Annotated in this window: 13 protein-coding genes; 8 read left to right on the top strand and 5 right to left on the bottom strand. The window is 68.0% G+C overall.

The window, feature by feature from the left end:
- The first annotated feature begins 108 nt into the window (after positions 1-108).
- Positions 109-1950 (top strand): ABC transporter ATP-binding protein, encoded by a 1842-nt coding sequence (locus tag BJQ90_RS20760; RefSeq protein ID WP_226762071.1) that lies wholly within the window; start codon positions 109-111, stop codon positions 1948-1950.
- Positions 1951-1961: 11 nt separating this feature from the next.
- Here BJQ90_RS20760 and BJQ90_RS20755 read toward each other — a convergent pair whose 3' ends face one another.
- From BJQ90_RS20755 to BJQ90_RS20740, 4 genes are all read right to left on the bottom strand, one after another.
- On the bottom strand, positions 1962-2267 hold the full coding sequence (locus BJQ90_RS20755; protein ID WP_226762070.1) for a hypothetical protein: 306 nt from the start codon (positions 2265-2267) through the stop codon (positions 1962-1964).
- A 156-nt stretch (positions 2268-2423) separates the two neighbouring features.
- Complete coding sequence (locus tag BJQ90_RS20750; protein ID WP_226762069.1) at positions 2424-2957, bottom strand: hypothetical protein; 534 nt, start codon at positions 2955-2957, stop codon at positions 2424-2426.
- A 120-nt stretch (positions 2958-3077) separates the two neighbouring features.
- On the bottom strand, positions 3078-3701 hold the full coding sequence (locus BJQ90_RS20745) for a hypothetical protein (protein WP_226762068.1): 624 nt from the start codon (positions 3699-3701) through the stop codon (positions 3078-3080).
- 52 nt (positions 3702-3753) lie between these two features.
- Complete coding sequence (locus tag BJQ90_RS20740) at positions 3754-4626, bottom strand: WXG100 family type VII secretion target (protein WP_226762067.1); 873 nt, start codon at positions 4624-4626, stop codon at positions 3754-3756.
- Between the two features lie 191 nt (positions 4627-4817).
- Between BJQ90_RS20740 and BJQ90_RS20735 the strand changes: the two genes are divergently transcribed.
- The 7 genes from BJQ90_RS20735 to BJQ90_RS20705 all read left to right on the top strand — a co-directional run bounded on the left by BJQ90_RS20735 (position 4818) and on the right by BJQ90_RS20705 (position 16040).
- The gene (locus tag BJQ90_RS20735) at positions 4818-5954 is read left to right on the top strand and encodes a GuaB3 family IMP dehydrogenase-related protein (RefSeq protein ID WP_226762066.1); all 1137 of its coding nucleotides are present in this window, start codon (positions 4818-4820) and stop codon (positions 5952-5954) included.
- Positions 5955-6028: 74 nt separating this feature from the next.
- Entirely contained in the window at positions 6029-7780 is a 1752-nt protein-coding gene (locus BJQ90_RS20730) for a glycerol-3-phosphate dehydrogenase/oxidase (protein WP_226762065.1), read from the top strand.
- A 70-nt stretch (positions 7781-7850) separates the two neighbouring features.
- Positions 7851-8339 carry a PTS sugar transporter subunit IIA gene (locus BJQ90_RS20725; RefSeq protein WP_226762064.1) on the top strand — a complete coding sequence of 163 codons (489 nt, stop codon included), beginning with the start codon at positions 7851-7853 and terminating at the stop codon, positions 8337-8339.
- Positions 8340-8467: 128 nt separating this feature from the next.
- Complete coding sequence (locus tag BJQ90_RS20720; protein WP_226762063.1) at positions 8468-9331, top strand: SURF1 family protein; 864 nt, start codon at positions 8468-8470, stop codon at positions 9329-9331.
- Positions 9328-9840, top strand: a complete 513-nt coding sequence (locus BJQ90_RS20715) for a DUF3817 domain-containing protein (RefSeq protein WP_226762062.1) — start codon at positions 9328-9330, stop codon at positions 9838-9840. Before BJQ90_RS20720 ends, BJQ90_RS20715 begins: the two co-directional genes overlap by 4 nt.
- 132 nt (positions 9841-9972) lie before the next feature.
- The gene (gene guaA, locus BJQ90_RS20710; RefSeq protein ID WP_226762061.1) at positions 9973-11562 is read left to right on the top strand and encodes a glutamine-hydrolyzing GMP synthase; all 1590 of its coding nucleotides are present in this window, start codon (positions 9973-9975) and stop codon (positions 11560-11562) included.
- A 272-nt stretch (positions 11563-11834) separates the two neighbouring features.
- Complete coding sequence (locus BJQ90_RS20705) at positions 11835-16040, top strand: AAA family ATPase (protein ID WP_413463727.1); 4206 nt, start codon at positions 11835-11837, stop codon at positions 16038-16040.
- Between the two features lie 82 nt (positions 16041-16122).
- Here the strand turns inward: BJQ90_RS20705 and BJQ90_RS20700 are convergent, their stop codons facing one another.
- Positions 16123-16722 (bottom strand): RcpC/CpaB family pilus assembly protein, encoded by a 600-nt coding sequence (locus BJQ90_RS20700; RefSeq protein WP_319004674.1) that lies wholly within the window; start codon positions 16720-16722, stop codon positions 16123-16125.
- Between the last annotated feature and the right edge of the window lie 400 nt (positions 16723-17122).

Genomic DNA, 17122 nt, shown 5'->3' with positions numbered 1-17122 from the left:
CCGCCCTGCCGCCACACGCACACAGGCCATGGGGACGGATCCCCATGGCCTGTGTGCGTGTGGCGGGCCCCGCATTCCCGGCGGCAGTTCCGCAACTAGGCTGGAGGCATGTCCGAACTCCTGCCCGCGCGTGAGCCGAAGCGCAAACTGGCGCTAAGGCCCTACGCCCGGGCCGTGGCGCAGGTGTTGCGCGTCAGCTTCCGGGCCTCGCCCGCCGCCGTCGTGATGAAAGTTGCCGGCTCGCTCATTTCGGCGCTGCTGCCGCTGGTCACCACCTACTACGCGTCCCTGACCACCACGGCTCTCGCGGCCGCCTATGCGGGCAACGCCGCGGCAGGGCAGCAGGCCATCGTCTACGTCATCATCACAGCCGCGCTGGGGCTGTTCTGGGGCGCCTTCAGCAGCGTGGACCGCTACATCCAGCAGCTCATGAGCTTCAAGGTCGGCGCGATCGTGGGCGACCTGATGTACGAACGCTTCCTGGCCCTTGATTTCTGGCGCTACGACGATAAAGAGACGGTGGACCTGTACGACCGGGCCAAGCGTTTCTCCGATTCCTACGCCCGCGTCCTGGACCGGATCGCCGCGATCTTCACGCAACTGGTCTCGGTGCTGCTCGCGATCGGTGCGCTGCTGCTGGTCAGCTGGTGGATCGCCGTGATCGTCCTCGTGGCGATCGTTCCCAGCGTTTACCTGCAGTTCAAGCTCTCCCGCGAGCAGATCGCGCACTGGAACACCCAGGTGGATTCCCGCCGCCAGCGCCGCATGATCGAAACCAACCTCCTGCGGCCCCAGCACATCGCCGAGATGCGCCTGTACGGGATCGTCGGGTATCTCATGGGGCTCCGCTCCCGGCTGCGCGACGCGGACGAACGCAGGCGCCTGGACTTCCAGAAGCGCTACATCCCCAAACAGCTCGCCGCCGACGCCCTGCAGTACGGCGCGGAGGTCGTGTCGCTGATCTGGGTGGTGGGGCAGATCATCGCCCGGGCGCAGCCGGTGGGGCAGTTCCTCTACGTCCAGCAGATCGTCAGCCGGGCACTCTCCACCGCCAACAGCCTCGTCTCCTCGCTCAGCTCCATCGACGAGGACCTCGCCAACCTCAAGGACTACGAGCTTTTTATGGCGCTGCCGGTGCACTCCGACCACGCCCCGCCGCTGCTGCAGGCGCCCACGACCGTGGAATTGCGGGACATCCACTTCACCTACACCGGCAGCGAACTGGAGGTCATCAAGGGCATCTCGCTGACAATCCGCGAAGGCCAGCACATCGCTATCGTGGGCGAGAACGGTGCCGGCAAGTCCACCCTTATCCGGATCCTCGCCGGGCTCTACCGCCCGGACTCCGGGCGGGTGCTGCTCGACGGCGTTGACCTCGCCGCCGTCGCCGTGAAGTCCTGGCACCGCCATCTGGCGGTGCTCAGCCAGGAGTTCCTGAAGTACGAGTTCGCCACCGCGGCGGAGAACATTTTCTTCGGCGACGTCGATACACCGCGCGACGACGGGCGGATCCGCCGCGCCGCGGCCAACGCGGAGGCCCTGGAGTTCATTACCAAACTGCCCAACGGCCTGGACAACCACGTCAGCAACTGGATGGAGGATCCGCGCGGGCGGAAGGGGAGCGGGCTGTCCGGCGGCCAGTGGCAGCGGCTCGCGATGGCCCGGAACTTCTACCGGAACGCCTCGTTTATGGTCATGGACGAGCCGACCTCCGCCATCGACGCCCTCGCGGAGCACCGGATCTTCACCCGGCTCTTCGCCGACCGCAGCAGCACCATCATCGCCATCAGCCACCGCCTGGCCACGATCGAGAAGGCCGACGTCGTCTACATGCTCGAGGACGGCCGGATCGTGGAGCAGGGCACCCACAAGGAACTGGTGGCCCTGCGCGGCCGCTACTTCCGGATGTTCGAGTCCCAGCTCGCCGTGGACGACGCAGAGGGGGTCTGAGAAGGCCCCGGCTAGCTTCCGCCGCCAGCGGCCGGCTGGACCACGGTGGTCCGTACCCGGGCCAGGCTGGGCTCCGGGGGAACGCTGCTGAAACCGAACGTGACGGCGGGCAGGATGGCGGCCATGGCCCCGGCGTCCCCGCTTTCCCAGCCGGCGCCCGCGGTGCGGGCGCCGGGGCTGAGCCGGGCAGCGAGCGGGTTGAGGGCCCGCGGCCATTGCGGATATACCGCCAGGGGCCGGGGGACCAGCCGTACGATGCCGCCCAGGCGGGTGCGGGCGCCGACGGCCGCGCGGATCCGGAGCGGGCCGGCGTCCACCCGGAGCAGGTGCCCGCCGTGCGACGCGTCGACGTCGACAACCAGGGTCTCGTCAAAGTTGTAGACCCCAGCGATGAATTCGCCGATCCCGGCGATTTGGCCATCGAAGACCCAGCGGTTACCCAGGCCGCCAGCGTACCGGCCGCCTGCAGTCCGCTACAGGGGGCCGTAACCCGCGTTGCCGTGTGGGTCGCGCCACCTGGCCAGATCGCCCTCCACGGCTGCGCGGAGCCCCGGGTCCGTCTGGATCCTTCGCCGGAAGGAGTGCCGGGCCCGTCCCAGTACGACAGACGGGATAAGGATAAAGGCTGCCAGGAGAGCCACAAAGAGTACATACGCGCCGCTCACCGCGACCAGTGTCACAGTTCCCCGGGAAGCGATCCCGGGGAAAGCGGTGGCCAGAATACCGCCCAGGATGATGGCCAGCACGGCCACCATCGTGACGCCGCCGCGCGCCGACCCCGGGCCGCGGGCGATGAGGAGCCTATTGGTGTTCGGCAGTGTGCCACGGACCCGCTTCCAAGAGACCAGGCCCAGTACCGTCAAAGCAACGCCCGGCAAGCCGAGGATCAAGACCCAGGCGGTGTTGCCTGACATGGCCGAGACGAAGCCACCGGTCAGGAGCAGGAGGGGCCCGGATCCGATGGCGCTGCTCCAGGCCGCGGCAAGGGTGCCCTGGGCATCAGCCAACTGCCGCAAACGGGAGGGTGCGTTGGGTGGACTGACCCGTGCCAGCTCCGTGGAAGTCCAGTAATCAAGAGGATGCGCGGGCTGGCCGGCGGGGAAAGGAATTGGAAGGCTCATGTCGGACTAAAGACCCAGCCCCTGGCGAAGGCGTTGTTCCAGGTCTTCCGGAAGCAGGGCAGTGCCGGGGAGGTCCTCACCATCGCCTTCGCGCAGCTCAAGGGAACCATCCGGTCCCGCCTTGACGTGGACGGCGCGGAATGAGTCGTCGGCAAGGTGCCTGCGGAGCGTGCCCGCGGCCGGCCGTCCGTCGGGTGCGGTGCCAAGGTAGAAATTCACCATCTCGATGGCAGTAGTGAACATGCCGTCAGCGTTGGTGAGCGGGCGCAGTTCGTGCACGCCGTATTTGCTGAGGCTGAGGATCAGGGCGCCGTCGGCTGAACCGAAGAGGAAATAGACGTGTTCAGCCTTGGGAGTGACCAACGCAATTTCCAGCCAGGCGTCCGAACTTGCCAGTGCGGCGGTGACGCTGGTGGCGGGCCCGGCCGGCAGGAGAGCGTCTCCCTCGATTTTCATGAGCCCACGTTCCAGGAGCGTGGCCACACCGGCCTGCTCCAAGGGTGCGCCGGCGGCATGGTCGAGCCTGAACATGCGCTGGCATTTGAGGGCCCCGCCGGTGCCCGCCAAAGCGATCAAGGCAATCAATTCGTGTTCGGTGATGAGCAGGGGTGCGTCGTCTTGAGTGGTCATAGCAGCCTTTCGGGCGACAGGTCTCTGTTCGTAGTCTAAGGAAGGTGGGCGCTCAGGTGAGCCAGCCCCAGACCTTCTTGGCGCCGTCGGCCACAGCCTCGGCTGTATTTTCGGCTGCATCCCCGATCATCTCCGAGGCGGAACCGTAGCCAAGTTTGCCTGCCAGCAGGCCCATGCCGCCCCATGCGATGCCGGCAACAGCAAAGAAGGGGCCGGCGCCCGGGATGAAGCTCCCGGCCGCAAGGACGGTGGAGATGCCGCCGTCGATCGCCATCCCGGTGTTGCCGGTGGACAATCCTTGCGTCAACTGCAGCCCACCGGTAACTATGCCCAATCCGCCGGAAAGGCGTCCCAACATGGACGTCCCGTTGAGAAGCTGGGTGCCGCGGACGTAACCGGCTTCGGCGGCCTGGCCGTACTGTGCGCTGAGGATGGGCCAGTTGGTCAGTTTTGTGACAAGCCCGCCCTTGGCCATGGTGGCCAGCAGATCGTCCGCGTAGAGTCCGGCGCCGGTGGCTGCCCCGTTGGCGGCCCACCATGGCGTGCTTCCGGCTCCCGAGAGGATGCCTTCCAGCCCGGTGGTCGTGTTGTCTCCGGCGACGCCGGGGCCTGCGGGATGTGCCGGTCCGCCGGGCCCGGAACCTGCGCCGTCACCCTGCGTGCTGGCCTCTTGCTGCTCATCGGCTTGTGTGAGAAGAAGTTTGGAGGCATCGATCAGGGACTGTGTCGCTTTGTTGAGCATGGGGCGCAATGTGCCGGTCCACTCGCTCCGGAAGCGCCCCGCGTCGGCGCCCTTCCACGCAGTGCTGGCGACCAGGCCGTTGATCCTGTGTTCGGTGTCCGACAGGCGCGACCCGGAGAGTCCCATGGATTTTGAAAGTGACCGCAACTGTTCAATATCGGCGCCATAGAGGCCAGGGGCCATGGGTGGTCCTCCTAGGAGTGGGGGAAGGTCGCTCGTCGAGGCCCTTTTCCCTCAGGCTATGGGATTCTGCGGGCGGCTGCCATGGGCACCGCTGCCCATGCCGGCTCCCCCCACTGCAGTCCCGGGCACATTCCGGCTCCACGGTTCCGCCGGGTCCGTGGCCGGTGCCGCGGCTGGGATAACCTAGAGCAGTGACTTACGAGATTGAGATTGGCCGTGGCAAGCGTGGGCGTCGTGCCTACTCCCTGGATGACATTGCGATCGTCCCCAACCGACGTACCCGTGACCCCAAGGATGTGTCCGTCGCCTGGCAGATCGACGCCTACAAGTTCGACATGCCGGTCATCGCGGCGCCGATGGATTCGGCCATGTCGCCGGAGACCGTGATCGCGCTGGGCCGCCTCGGCGGACTTGGCGTCCTCGACCTCGAAGGCCTCTGGACCCGGTACGAGGACCCGCAGGCCGTACTCGACCAGATCGGCGCGCTCCAGGACGAGACCAACAGCCCAGCCGTCACGCGCCGGATGCAGGAGCTCTACCAGGCGCCGATCCAGCCGGAGCTGATCACCACCCGGCTCGCGGAGATCCGCGCCGCGGGCGTCACGGTTGCCGGCTCCCTCACCCCGCAGCGGACCCAGGAGCACTACAAGACCGTCGTGGCAGCCGGCGTCGACATCTTCGTGATCCGCGGCACCACCGTCTCGGCCGAGCACGTCTCCAAAGACCACGAGCCGCTGAACCTCAAGCAGTTCATCTACGAACTCGATGTCCCCGTGATCGTCGGCGGGGCGGCCGGCTACACCCCGGCACTGCACCTCATGCGCACCGGCGCCGCAGGCGTGCTGGTCGGCTTCGGCGGCGGCGCCACGAGCACCACCCGCCGCGCCCTGGGCATCCACTCGCCGATGGCCTCCGCCATCTCCGACGTCGCCGCTGCCCGCCGCGACTACATGGATGAGTCCGGCGGACGCTACGTCCACGTGATCGCGGACGGCGGTATGGGCTCCTCCGGCGACATCGTCAAGGCCATCGCCATGGGCGCCGACGCGGTCATGCTGGGCAGCGCCCTCGCCCGCGCCGAAGAAGCACCGGGCAAGGGCTGGCACTGGGGCCAGGAAGCGCACCACCTTGAACTTCCCCGCGGCGACAGGGTCAACGTTGGCACCGTCGGAGCCCTCGAGGAGGTCCTCTTCGGGCCGGGCCACCACACCAACGGAACGTCCAACCTGATCGGTGCGCTGCGCCGCTCCATGGCGACCACCGGATATTCGGACCTGAAGGAATTCCAGCGCGTCGACGTCGTGGTTTCGCCCTACGCCGGCAACTGAAAGCCCCCTGCCCATCCGGGGAAGTTGGAAGTAGTGTGGTGCACTACGAGCGATGATGCTGATGGAGGCGTGACATGAACAGTTTTCCCGGTGGTTCTCCCAAGGCCGGCGGTGCCCTTGGGCCTGCGGAACGCGAAGCTTCACTTGCGGTGCTCAGGGGCACCACCAGCCCGGGCAAAGAACTCGACATCCTGATAGTCGGCGGAGGGATCGTCGGCACCGGCGCCGCCCTGGATGCAGTCACGCGCGGCCTGAGCGTCGGCATCGTCGAGGCCAATGACTGGGCCGCGGGCACCTCCTCGCGCTCCTCGAAGCTCATCCACGGCGGACTCCGCTACCTGGAGATGCTCGACTTCGCCCTGGTCAAGGAGGCGCTGCACGAGCGCGGGCTGATCCTCTCGGAGCTCGCCCCGCACCTTGCCCGGCCGGTTCCTTTCCTGTACCCGCTCACCAAGCCCTTCTTCGAACGGCCCTACGTGGGCGCCGGCATTGCCCTGTATGACGCCATGTCCATTTCCACCGGACAGCGCCGGGGCGTGCCGTTCCACAAGCACCTGAGCCGGCGGGGGACCCTTCGGGCCGCGCCGAGCCTCAAGGACGACGCCTTCGTCGGGTCCATCCGGTACTACGACGGCCAGGTCGACGACGCCAAGTACTGCGCCAACCTGATCCGCACCGCGGCCTACTACGGGGCCCACGCGGTGAACCAGATGTCCGTGGTCGACTTCCTGCGGGAGGGCGAACGCGTGGTGGGTGCCAAGGTGGTCAACCACGAGGACGGTTCCAGCTTCAACATCAAGGCGAAGCAGGTCATCAACGCCACCGGGGTCTGGACCGACGAGACCCAGGCGATGGTCACCGACCGGGGCCAACTGAAGGTCCGCGCCTCCAAGGGCATTCACCTCGTGGTGCCCCGGGACCGCTTCCAGTCGACCGTGGGGCTGATCCTGCGGACCGAAAAGTCCGTTCTTTTCGTCATCCCCTGGGGCCGGCACTGGATCATCGGCACCACCGACACCGATTGGCACCTCGACAAGGCCCACCCCGCCGCGTCAAGTAAGGACATCGACTACATCCTCGAGCATGTGAACAAGGTCCTGAAACGCCCGCTGACCCGTGAGGACGTCGAAGGCGTCTACGCCGGGCTGCGCCCGCTGCTGGCCGGGGAAAACGACTCCACCGCCAAACTTTCCCGCGAACACGTCGTGGCCCACCCGGTCCCCGGACTCGTCGTGGTGGCCGGCGGCAAATGGACCACCTACCGGGTCATGGCCAAAGACGCGGTGGACGAGGCGACCCGCAGCATGGACGAGCGTGTCCCGCCGAGCTGCACCGAATCCATCCCGCTGCTGGGCGCCAGCGGATTCAAGGCCGCCTGGAACAAACGGAACCGGATGGCCGAGGAGACCGGCGTTCACGTTGCCCGGATCGAACACCTGCTCAACAGGTACGGTTCGATGGCCCCGGAGGTGCTGGCTCTCATCGCCGGGAACCCGGAACTGGCCGAGCCGCTGCCCGGCGCGGACGACTACCTTGCCGCCGAAGCCGTCTACGCCGCCACCCACGAGGGCGCGCGCCACGTGCAGGACGTGCTGACCCGCCGGACCCGGATTTCCATCGAGGCCTGGGACCGCGGTGTGTCCGCCGCGCCGGTAGTAGCTAAACTGATGGGAGATGTCCTCGGCTGGAGCGATGCTCAGCGTGAGGGCGAAATCAAGCACTACCTGGCCAGGGTCGACGCTGAACGGCTCAGCCAGGAGCAGCCGGACGACGAATCCGCTGACGCCGCACGACTGGGCGTCCAGGACATCGTTCCGCTGCGTTGACCGGCAGCGTCCGCCGGCAGCCTCGACCCGAGCCTGCCGGCGGACTGACGCCATTTTGAAGGGATAACTCTTGGCGGAACCATTGGACCGGTACGACGCCGAGCTCACCACCCCCGAAATGGTGATCCTCGAGATGGACGCCACCGACAAGTTCGACGCCGCCAGTCAATTGGCGGAACGGATGCATGCCGCCGGCCGCATCTCGGACCTTGAGGGCTTCCTCAAACACGTCAACGCCCGGGAACACCAGATGGCCACCGGCCTGCCCGGCGGCATCGGCCTGCCCCATGCCCGCAGCGAGTTCGTGTCCCGGACCTCCATCGCCGTCGGCATCACGAAATACGGCAAGGCCCTGGACTTCGGCGCCGCCGACGGGCCGGCCACCGTGGTCCTCCTGATCGCGACCCCGGCGAGCTCCTTCTCCGAACACCTCGAAGTGCTGGCGACCATCGCCCGGTCGCTGTCGAAGGAATCCTTCCGCGAATCGCTCCGCCGTGCCTACGACCCCGAAGTGATCGCGGAACTCATCAACTCCAGCCTGGTCTTCTTCGACCACTGAAATGTGGGGCAGGCCCTTGCGTCTCGACTCCGTCGCCACCCGGCGCCCCTGCTGCCCAATCTCGGGGGCAGGTCCTGGTCCCGCTCTCCGTTTCGTTGTTCTACGCGCTGACGAAGTACGGTTAAGGGGTGCTGAAAACTGCCCTTAAACCCCGCTGGATCGCCGGACTGGTGTTCGCGATCGTCGTTTCCGGGGTGTTTGTGCTGCTCAGCCAGTGGCAGTTCGGCCGCTCGACCCAGCCCGAAGTGACGGTCTCCACCACCACCGAGGAGCCCAAACCGCTCACCACGGTACTCCGGCCCGGAAATTTCTTTCCCGGATCGGTCGCTGACCAGATCATCACCGCCACCGGCAGCTACGACCCGCAGAAGCAGGTCCTGGTGCCGGGCCGCCTGAACGACGGTGCCAAGGGATTCTGGATCGTTTCGGCATTGGCTGTGAAGGACGCCCCCGTCCTGACCGGGGCCGGCGCCTCGTCGCAGACCTGGATCCCGGTCGCCCGCGGCTGGGTTGCGGACCCCGCCGACGCCGACGCGCCGCCGTCGGGAACCATTGAACTGACCGGACGGCTGCTGCCGTCCGAAGCCCCAGTGCCCGGGACCGACGCAGGCCCCGGACGGGCCAGTGCCGTCTCCGTCGCGGAACTCATCAACATCTGGGAAGTCAGCAGCTACCCCGGCTTCGTTGCCGCGGGCTCCGAGACTTCCGGCGGCAGCGATGTCAGTGCCGCCGCGGCCGGCGGAGCGATCAAGCCGCTGAACGTCGGGCCGCAGCCGCCTGCCGGGAAGGTCAACTGGCTGAACCTCTTCTACGCCGCGGAGTGGGTCGTGTTCGCCGGCTTCGCCCTGTTCATCTGGTGGCGCCTGGTCAAGGACGACTACCGCCGCGGGCTCGAGGACGCCCTCGACGAGGAGCAGGAAGCCGCGGCCCGGCGCCTCCCGGAACCTGACCCCAACGAACCGCACCCCTCCGAACCGAAAGTGCAATCATGATCGAGCCCCAGCCGGCCGTCCAGCCGCAGCAGTCCAACGCCACGGGAAGCGCCCGCGGCAAGAAGCGCCGCTTCGGCGGAACCGAGGCCCAGATCCGGTCGGCGTTGAAGTTCTACAAGGTCCTTGCGTACCTGACCGGCTCCATGCTGCTCCTGCTTTGCGCCGAACTGATCGCCCGGTACGCCTTCGGCCAGTACCTCTTCGCCGGCGGAACGATCGCCGTCACCGGCGAGCCGTTCGGCTTCGGATTCGCCGACGCCGAGCCGCCGGGGGTGATCGGCGGCGTGAACCTCTCCATCGCCGTGCTGATCGTGCACGGCTGGATGTACGTCGTGTACCTCATGTCCAACTTCCGCCTGTGGTCGCTGATGCGCTGGCCGTTCTCGAAGATGATCATCCTGGCGCTCGGCGGCGTGGTGCCGTTCCTGTCCTTCTTCGTCGAGAAGAAGTTCCATGCCGAGGTGGAGGCCGAGCTGGCCGCCAACCCGCAGGCACCGCAGCGCTACTGAGCCTGCCCCCGCGGCGGGCCGCTGGGCGACGTCGGGCCCGCTCGTGTGAGTTCGCTTACCCGGCGGCCGTTTCGGGCCCCGGGCGGTCTTCTCGATGTGCGGGCGGCCTGCGCCGCAAAGTAGGCTAGTACGGTGACTACTCCCTCTGCATCCCAGACGTCCCACAAGCCCGTGCTGGTTGTTGACTACGGTGCCCAGTACGCGCAGCTGATCGCCCGCCGCGTCCGGGAAGCGAATGTGTATTCGGAAGTGGTTCCGCATACCTACAGCACCGAGCAACTTCTGGCCAAGAACCCCGCCGCGATCATCCTCTCCGGCGGCCCCGCGAGCGTCTACGCCGAAAGTGCCCCCAGCGTCGGCGCGGAGCTGTTCGACGCCGGCGTGCCGGTCTTCGGCATCTGCTACGGCTTCCAGGCGATGGCCAACGCCCTTGGCGGCAAGGTGGCCCAGACCGGTCTCCGCGAGTACGGAGCCACCGAGACCACCACCATCGGCGAGGGCCGCTCCATCCTGGACGGCATGCCCCAGCACCAGAGCACCTGGATGAGCCATGGCGACTCGGTGCACGAGGCCCCGGAAGGCTTTGAGGTCCTCGCCACGACGGCAGGAGCCGAGGTCGCCGCCTTCGCCAACGAGGAGAAGCGGCTCTACGGTGTGCAGTGGCACCCGGAGGTGAAGCACTCGGCCTATGGCCAGCAGGTGCTGGAGAACTTCCTGTTCAAGGGCGCCCGGCTGGAACCGAACTGGACCGCGGGGAACATCCTCGAGGAGCAGGTCGACCGGATCCGCGCACAGATCGGCGATGCCCGGGTCATTTGCGGGCTGTCCGGCGGCGTGGACTCCGCTGTGGCCGCCGCCCTGGTCCAGCGCGCCGTCGGCGACCAGCTGACCTGTGTCTTCGTGGACCACGGACTGCTGCGCGAGGGCGAAGCCGAACAGGTCGAACGCGACTTCGTGGCCGCCACCGGGGTCAAGCTCTACGTCGCCAACGAGCAGGAGCGCTTCCAGTCGGCCCTGGCCGGCGTCAGCGACCCGGAGACCAAACGCAAGATCATCGGCCGCGAATTCATCCGCGCCTTCGAGGAAGCCGAACGGGCGATCATCGCCGAGGCAGCCGCGCACGGCGAAAAAATCAAGTTCCTCGTGCAGGGAACCCTGTACCCGGACGTCGTGGAATCCGGCGGCGGCGAAGGTGCCGCGAACATCAAGAGCCACCACAACGTGGGGGGCCTGCCGGAAGACCTGCAGTTCGAACTGGTCGAACCGCTGCGCGCCCTGTTCAAGGACGAGGTACGTGCCGTCGGGGCCCAGCTTGGGCTGCCGCAGGAAATCGTCGGACGCCAGCCGTTCCCCGGACCGGGCCTCGGCATCCGGATCGTCGGCGAAGTCACCAAGGAGCGGCTGGACCTGCTGCGCAAGGCGGACGCCATTGCGCGGGCGGAACTGACCGCTGCCGGACTGGACAACGAGGTCTGGCAGATGCCGGTGGTCCTGCTGGCCGATGTCCGCAGCGTCGGCGTCCAGGGCGATGGCCGCACCTACGGCCACCCGATCGTGCTGCGCCCGGTGTCGTCCGAAGACGCCATGACCGCGGACTGGTCGCGGCTGCCCTACGATCTGCTGGCCAGGATCTCCAACCGCATCACCAACGAGGTGGACGGTGTGAACCGCGTGGTGCTCGACGTGACCAGCAAGCCGCCGGGAACCATCGAGTGGGAGTAGCCTGGTAACAGGCAGGGAAATGGCCGGCCTCCTGTTGGGGGCCGGCCATTTTGCGTCCGCCCGGGTCTTCCCGGCAGGGATTCGGACAGCCCGTTGGCCGGGGACGGCGATCCTGTTAATTCCCGTTGAATTTGGGTCCCGCCAGTGTTGCGGAGCCTCACCGGGACCGGATTCGGGCTACCCTCGAAAGCATGCCGGTATGGTCCAGGACGTCCCGCGCGAGCACGGATAACGTGAGCAAAGTAAACGCGAGCACAGAAAAGAAGGCAGCAGTGTCAGTTGGTCAAGGCCACCCCGAGGGCTCCGAGGAGCTCAGGAAATGGCTGTCGGGGCTCAAGCCCGTCACCGGAGCAGACACCATGCTGCGCTTTACCAAAACGCCTGAGGGCTCCATCGATCTGACGCATGCCCATCCCTCGGGCCTGGCGCAGTTGATGGCCGGCCGGCGGACCCGGCTCTCCACCCTGATCCGTGACCACCAGCAGTACGTCGTTGCCGCCCGGGCCTCCCGCAACCTGCGGTCCAAGATCTTCGAGCTCACCAACGACCGCGGCATCGATGCCGGATACTTCTCGGCCGGCACCGTCGTCTGGACCTCCGCCGTCGGAGGCAAACCCCAGCGCGTCTCGGCCCCCGTCATGCTGACGGCCATCTCGCTGACGGTCCGCCCGGGCGAGGACGACTACGAACTGCAGCTGACCGAACAGGCCAAGATCAACCCTGCCCTGATCCGGCACCTGAAGACCGTCCACGGGATCGTCTTCGACGTCAACGCCGTCACCCGCATGGCGTACAGCACCGCCCGGTTCGATCCGCAGCCGGTCCTTGACCGGCTCGGCACGCTCATCCAGCCGATCCACGGCGCCGAGGTCGAGCACAACCTGCTGGTCTCCACCTTCGCGGACCTGTCCGGGAGCCTTGAGGATCCGTGGATCAACGGGAACCATCCCCTTGTGGCTGCGCTGGCGCGTGCCGCCGACGGCGGTGCGGTGGAGGTTCCCGAGCTCAAGCCCGGGCGCTTCCCGAGCACCGACGAGCGGGATCCCGCCGACGAACTGCTGCTGCTCGACGCCGACACCGACCAGCAGTACGTCGTCGACGCGGTCCGCGCCGGGGACTCGCTCGTGGTCAGCAGCCCGCCGGGCACCGGCCAGACCCAGACCGCCATCAACACCATCGGCGCCCTCGTCGACCAGGGAAAAACCGTCCTGGTCGTGGGGGACCGGCGTGCCAGCCTGGGCGAGATCTCCGCGCAGCTGGACACCCTCGGGCTGGACTCCACCCTGTTCCAGCTCGCCGGCAACGCCACTCCACTGCAGCTCAAGGGCCAGCTGGTCCGGGCCATCGTGCGCAACGAGAAATCCCTTGAGCCCCAGCTCAGCAACCTGCACACGACACTGATCGAGCACCGCCACGCCCTTCGGGACCACGTCGCCTCACTGCACAACGTCCGCCAGCGCTGGGGCTGCTCGCCGTACGAGGCGATGCAGTCGCTGGCCGGGCTGACCTCCCTCCAGCCTGCACCGGCCACCACCGTGCGGCTCAAGCGCAGCGTGCTGGACAGCATCCGGGACCGCGAGGAACTGGCCGGCCGGCTCCGCCGGTCAGCCGAGCTGGGAAGCTTCAGCCGGGCCTCGACGATGAGCCCCTGGCACGGCGCCCGCCTGCTGACCCGCAAGGAGACCCAGGAAGCCCAGCAGGTCGCCCGCTCCGTGGCCGGGAAGCTGCCGGAACTGCGCAACCGGATGAACGGCGTCGCCGAACATGCCGAGATCCGCCTGGGCCGCACCTTCGCCGAGTGGGGCGACCAGGTTGAACTGCTGGTCGCAGTGCGCGAAAGCCTCGACAAATTCACCCCGGACATTTTTGACCGTCCGGTCCACGACCTCATCTCCGCCACCGCGGCCTCCTCCTGGCGCCGGGAACGGAGCATCGAGATGCCCTCCATGCAGCGCTCCCGCCTGCGCCGGGTGGCGAAGGAATACGTCCGCCCGGGCGTCCACATCGCCGACCTGCACAGCTCCCTGGTCCTTGTCCAGGAGCAGCGGGCCGCGTGGGCTGACTACGCCACGACGCAGCGCCATCCGGCCGTCCCGTCCGGCCTCGGGGAGATCATTTCCCTGTACCGAGAGCTGGAAGCGGAGCTTGCCGAGCTGGGCCAGGCCCTCAGGCACACCGCGGCAGGCGGAGACCTGCACAGCACACCCTACGAAGAACTCATGGAGCGGCTGGAACGGCTGGTTGCCGACACTGGCACGCTGGAGACCCTGCCGGAGCGCACGCTCCTGGTGGAGAACATGCGCGAGCATGGCCTCGGTGAACTCCTCGCCGATCTCGCCGAGCGCGAGGTCCCGGCAGAATCGGTGGCTACGGAGCTTGAGCTCGCCTGGTGGCAGTCGGCGCTGGAAGCCATGATCAGCGGCGACGATTACCTGGCCATGTCCGACGGCGACGCCCTGCGCCAGCTCGAAGCCGAATACCGTCTCGCGGACAACGCCCACATCGCCAGCGGTGCCGCCCGGCTGCGCTGGAATCTTGCCGAACGCTGGCGGGCGGCTCTGGCGGAGCACCCGCGCCAGACCGAACTGCTGCGCAGCCTGCTCAAGGACGGTCGGGTCACACTGGCGGCCCTGACCGGCCAGGCCGCGGAACTGCTGCCGATGCTGGTGCCGGTGTGGTCGGTCAGCCCCTATCTCCTGACCGCGGTCTTGCCGGTGGAGCAGCGGTTCGACGCCGTTGTCATCCTCGACGCCGAGGCGACTTCACTGCAGGCTGTCCTGCCGGCCATCGCCCGGGCCCGGCAGGTCATTGCCTTCGGTGACGACCGGATCGCCAGCCCGCGGACCTTCACGGTCAGTGTTGAGCGGCTTGCCGCCGGCGAGAGCTCCCACCAGGGCGTGGAGAGCGCGTACAAGGCGCTGGCCGCGGTGCTGCCCGTCTGGAGCCTGAAGACCATCTACCGCGCCGTTGACGAAGACCTCGTGCGGCAGCTGAGCAGGAGCTTCTACGACGGCGGACTGCGCCGGCTGCCGGAGGGCCAGTCCGCCACCGGGCTGGACCGTGCCTTGACGGTGGAGTACCTGCCGGACGGCACCGGACTCCCCAGCGCGGACCAGGACGGTGTCGAATCCGTGGTCGCCGAGGTGAACCGGGCGGTGGAGCTTGTCTTCGAACACGCACGGCTCCGACCGCGGACGTCCCTCGCTGTGGTGACCGGCAGCCTCCGGCACGCAGCCCGGATCGGCGAGTCCATCCGGCTGCAGCTGCCCAACTATCCGCTGCTGGCCAGCTTCTTCACCGCCGGGGACGAATCCTTCCGGGTAGTGGACCTGGACCGAGCCCAGGGTCTGGTCCGCGATCACGTGATCTTCTCACCGGGCTACGGACGCACCCCGCACGGTCGCGCGCTGCACAATCTGGGTCCGCTGTCCGCGGATGGCGGACGGGCCAAGTTCGCCCTCGCCATGACGAGGGCGCGCCGGTCGCTGCACGTGCTGAGCTGCTTCCGTCCCGAGGACCTCGACGTGACCCGGCTGAGCCACGGCGCGGTGGACTTCTACGAGCTGCTGGACCGGGAAATCGCAGGCAACTCCGACCTCGGCAGCCCGGCTTCGCGGGCGGCCGCCAGCGAACAGGCGCTAGGAGCCGACCCGCTCGTGGCGGACCTCGGCGACCGGCTGCGGGCACGGGGCGCCCGGGTCTGGCACCAGTACGACGGCGCCCTGAACATGGTGGCCGCGGCCGACCCGCTGAGCACCCTCGGGCAGGACGACGCCGAGATTCCCCGGCCGGTGGCGATTGAGTCCGACGGTACCGAGCAGTACCGCCGGCTGACCGTCCGCGAACGCAGCAGGCTCCGCCCGCAGCTCCTGGAGCGACTGGGCTGGCGCTACATGCCACTATGGACCATAGAGGTCTTCACCGATCCTTCGGCCTGCGCCGACCGCATCGGCGGATACCTGGGGCTGGAAAAGCCGGCCGTGATGCACCGGCAGCCGGCGTCGCCGGGATTCTTCGACGACGATGTTGAGAACCTGGCCGTCAACGAAGCGCGGGCCTCGCACGGTGGGACCGCGTCCGGACAGCCGGACAGCGCGCAACAGGACAGAACAGATCAGGGCAGTAAGGAGGCCGGCGGCATGAATGCTGACGGTGACACCCGGAACAACGACGACGTGCAGAACAACGCCGGAGTCCAGAACGACGACGTGCAGAACAACGCCGGAGTCCAGAACGACGACGTGCAGAACAACGCCGGAGTCCAGAACAGCGGCGGAATCCAGAACAGCAACGGGGTCCAGAACGACGCCTCCCGGGAGGACGCCAGGGACGGCGCACCGGCCGTACCCTCCCCGGTCCCGGCCGGCGTGCTGCCGAACAAGGCCGCTGAAGACGATCCGCGGCGCTGGGGCGACGAGCCGGGCGGCTACGACCACGACTCCTGGCTTGAGGAACAGAAACCCCCGCACTGGGGCTAGAGTCCTTCCGGCCCTGCCCCGGGCCAGGAGGATACTGCACCGCTTCGGAGCGGGCTGCCGGCAGTCCCCGCCGGGTAACGGCCTAGCCAGGGGCGGCCCCCACCAGAACGAAGAACAGCTTCCCCTGGGTGGAAGCGCCGGCGAGACGGTGCGCCTGCTCGGCATCGGCAGCCACGACCAGGAGACCCTCGGTTTCCCCGGTGGCCAGCCATGGGCCGGCACCGCCGCCGTGCCCGGAGGTCCACAGCACCGGCACCGCGGCGGCGAGGACCTGGGACGCCGCCGGTTGGTCAAAACCGTTGCCGTTGGTCATCACCACGTTAACGAGCTGTCCGGGGGAGAGCAGCTGGATTGAGGCGGGATCCGCCATCCGGAGCGGTACGGCGGCTGAACCCGGGGGGCTTCCCGCCAGCAGCCCGGGCCCCAGGAGCTGGGAGTCGGAAAGCAGCTGGCCTTTGCGAAGTGCCACGGCCAACTGCTGGCCCTGCAGGGAATCGGTGCCGCCATAGCTGCCCGCGGGAACGAGGCCGCGGGGCACGCTCAGAACAGTCAGATCATCCGGGACGAGTGTTTTCCCGGCTGGGAGGTCCCGTGCGGCGGCGAAGGCCGGCACGGTGTCGGCCGGGGCCGGCGTCAGCTGCTGCACCGTGAGACCGGCAGCGACGCACAGCAGCAGGGCCACCGCCAGCCGCCGGTGCCGGTTCAGCCGCCGGGCCAGTTGACGGGACGGCCGGCCAGCGGGTCTGGGCCGGTGCGGAGGGCTTCCGGAGGTCGGCCCCCGTGCGCGGCGCCTGGCGGATCGGCCCATCCTGAGAACCGTTGAAGGGCGCAAAGCGCCGCGAAAAAAGACAGGCTGGGCTGCCGCGGGGGCGGTGCCGAAGGGCGGGGCGAACGGTGCAAAAGTGGCCATAGCCCGAGGCTACGCATCGGCGCGGAGACAGGGCAGGTGCGATTGCGGCTATGTGGAAAAACCTGTCCGGACAGGCAACAGCTTGCGGAGGCAGCAGGCAGCACGGAGAAAGCAGCAGACCACGGGTCGGCCCCCAGGCCGCGCACGCATGCGCATGCCGTGGACAGCGGCG

The organism is Arthrobacter sp. SO3 (assembly GCF_020532825.1).
Classification (GTDB): domain Bacteria; phylum Actinomycetota; class Actinomycetes; order Actinomycetales; family Micrococcaceae; genus Arthrobacter.
This window is presented reverse-complemented; position numbering and strand designations above follow the sequence as displayed.

What these genes read in the sequence shown, in the direction of transcription:
- BJQ90_RS20730 (WP_226762065.1), top strand. Translation starts at nt 6,029, where the DNA reads ATGAACAGTTTTCCCGGTGGTTCTCCCAAGGCCGGCGGTGCCCTTGGG.
- BJQ90_RS20760 (WP_226762071.1), top strand. Translation starts at nt 109, where the DNA reads ATGTCCGAACTCCTGCCCGCGCGTGAGCCGAAGCGCAAACTGGCGCTA.
- BJQ90_RS20715 (WP_226762062.1), top strand. Translation starts at nt 9,328, where the DNA reads ATGATCGAGCCCCAGCCGGCCGTCCAGCCGCAGCAGTCCAACGCCACG.
- BJQ90_RS20745 (WP_226762068.1), bottom strand. Translation starts at nt 3,701, where the DNA reads ATGACCACTCAAGACGACGCACCCCTGCTCATCACCGAACACGAATTG.
- BJQ90_RS20740 (WP_226762067.1), bottom strand. Translation starts at nt 4,626, where the DNA reads ATGGCCCCTGGCCTCTATGGCGCCGATATTGAACAGTTGCGGTCACTT.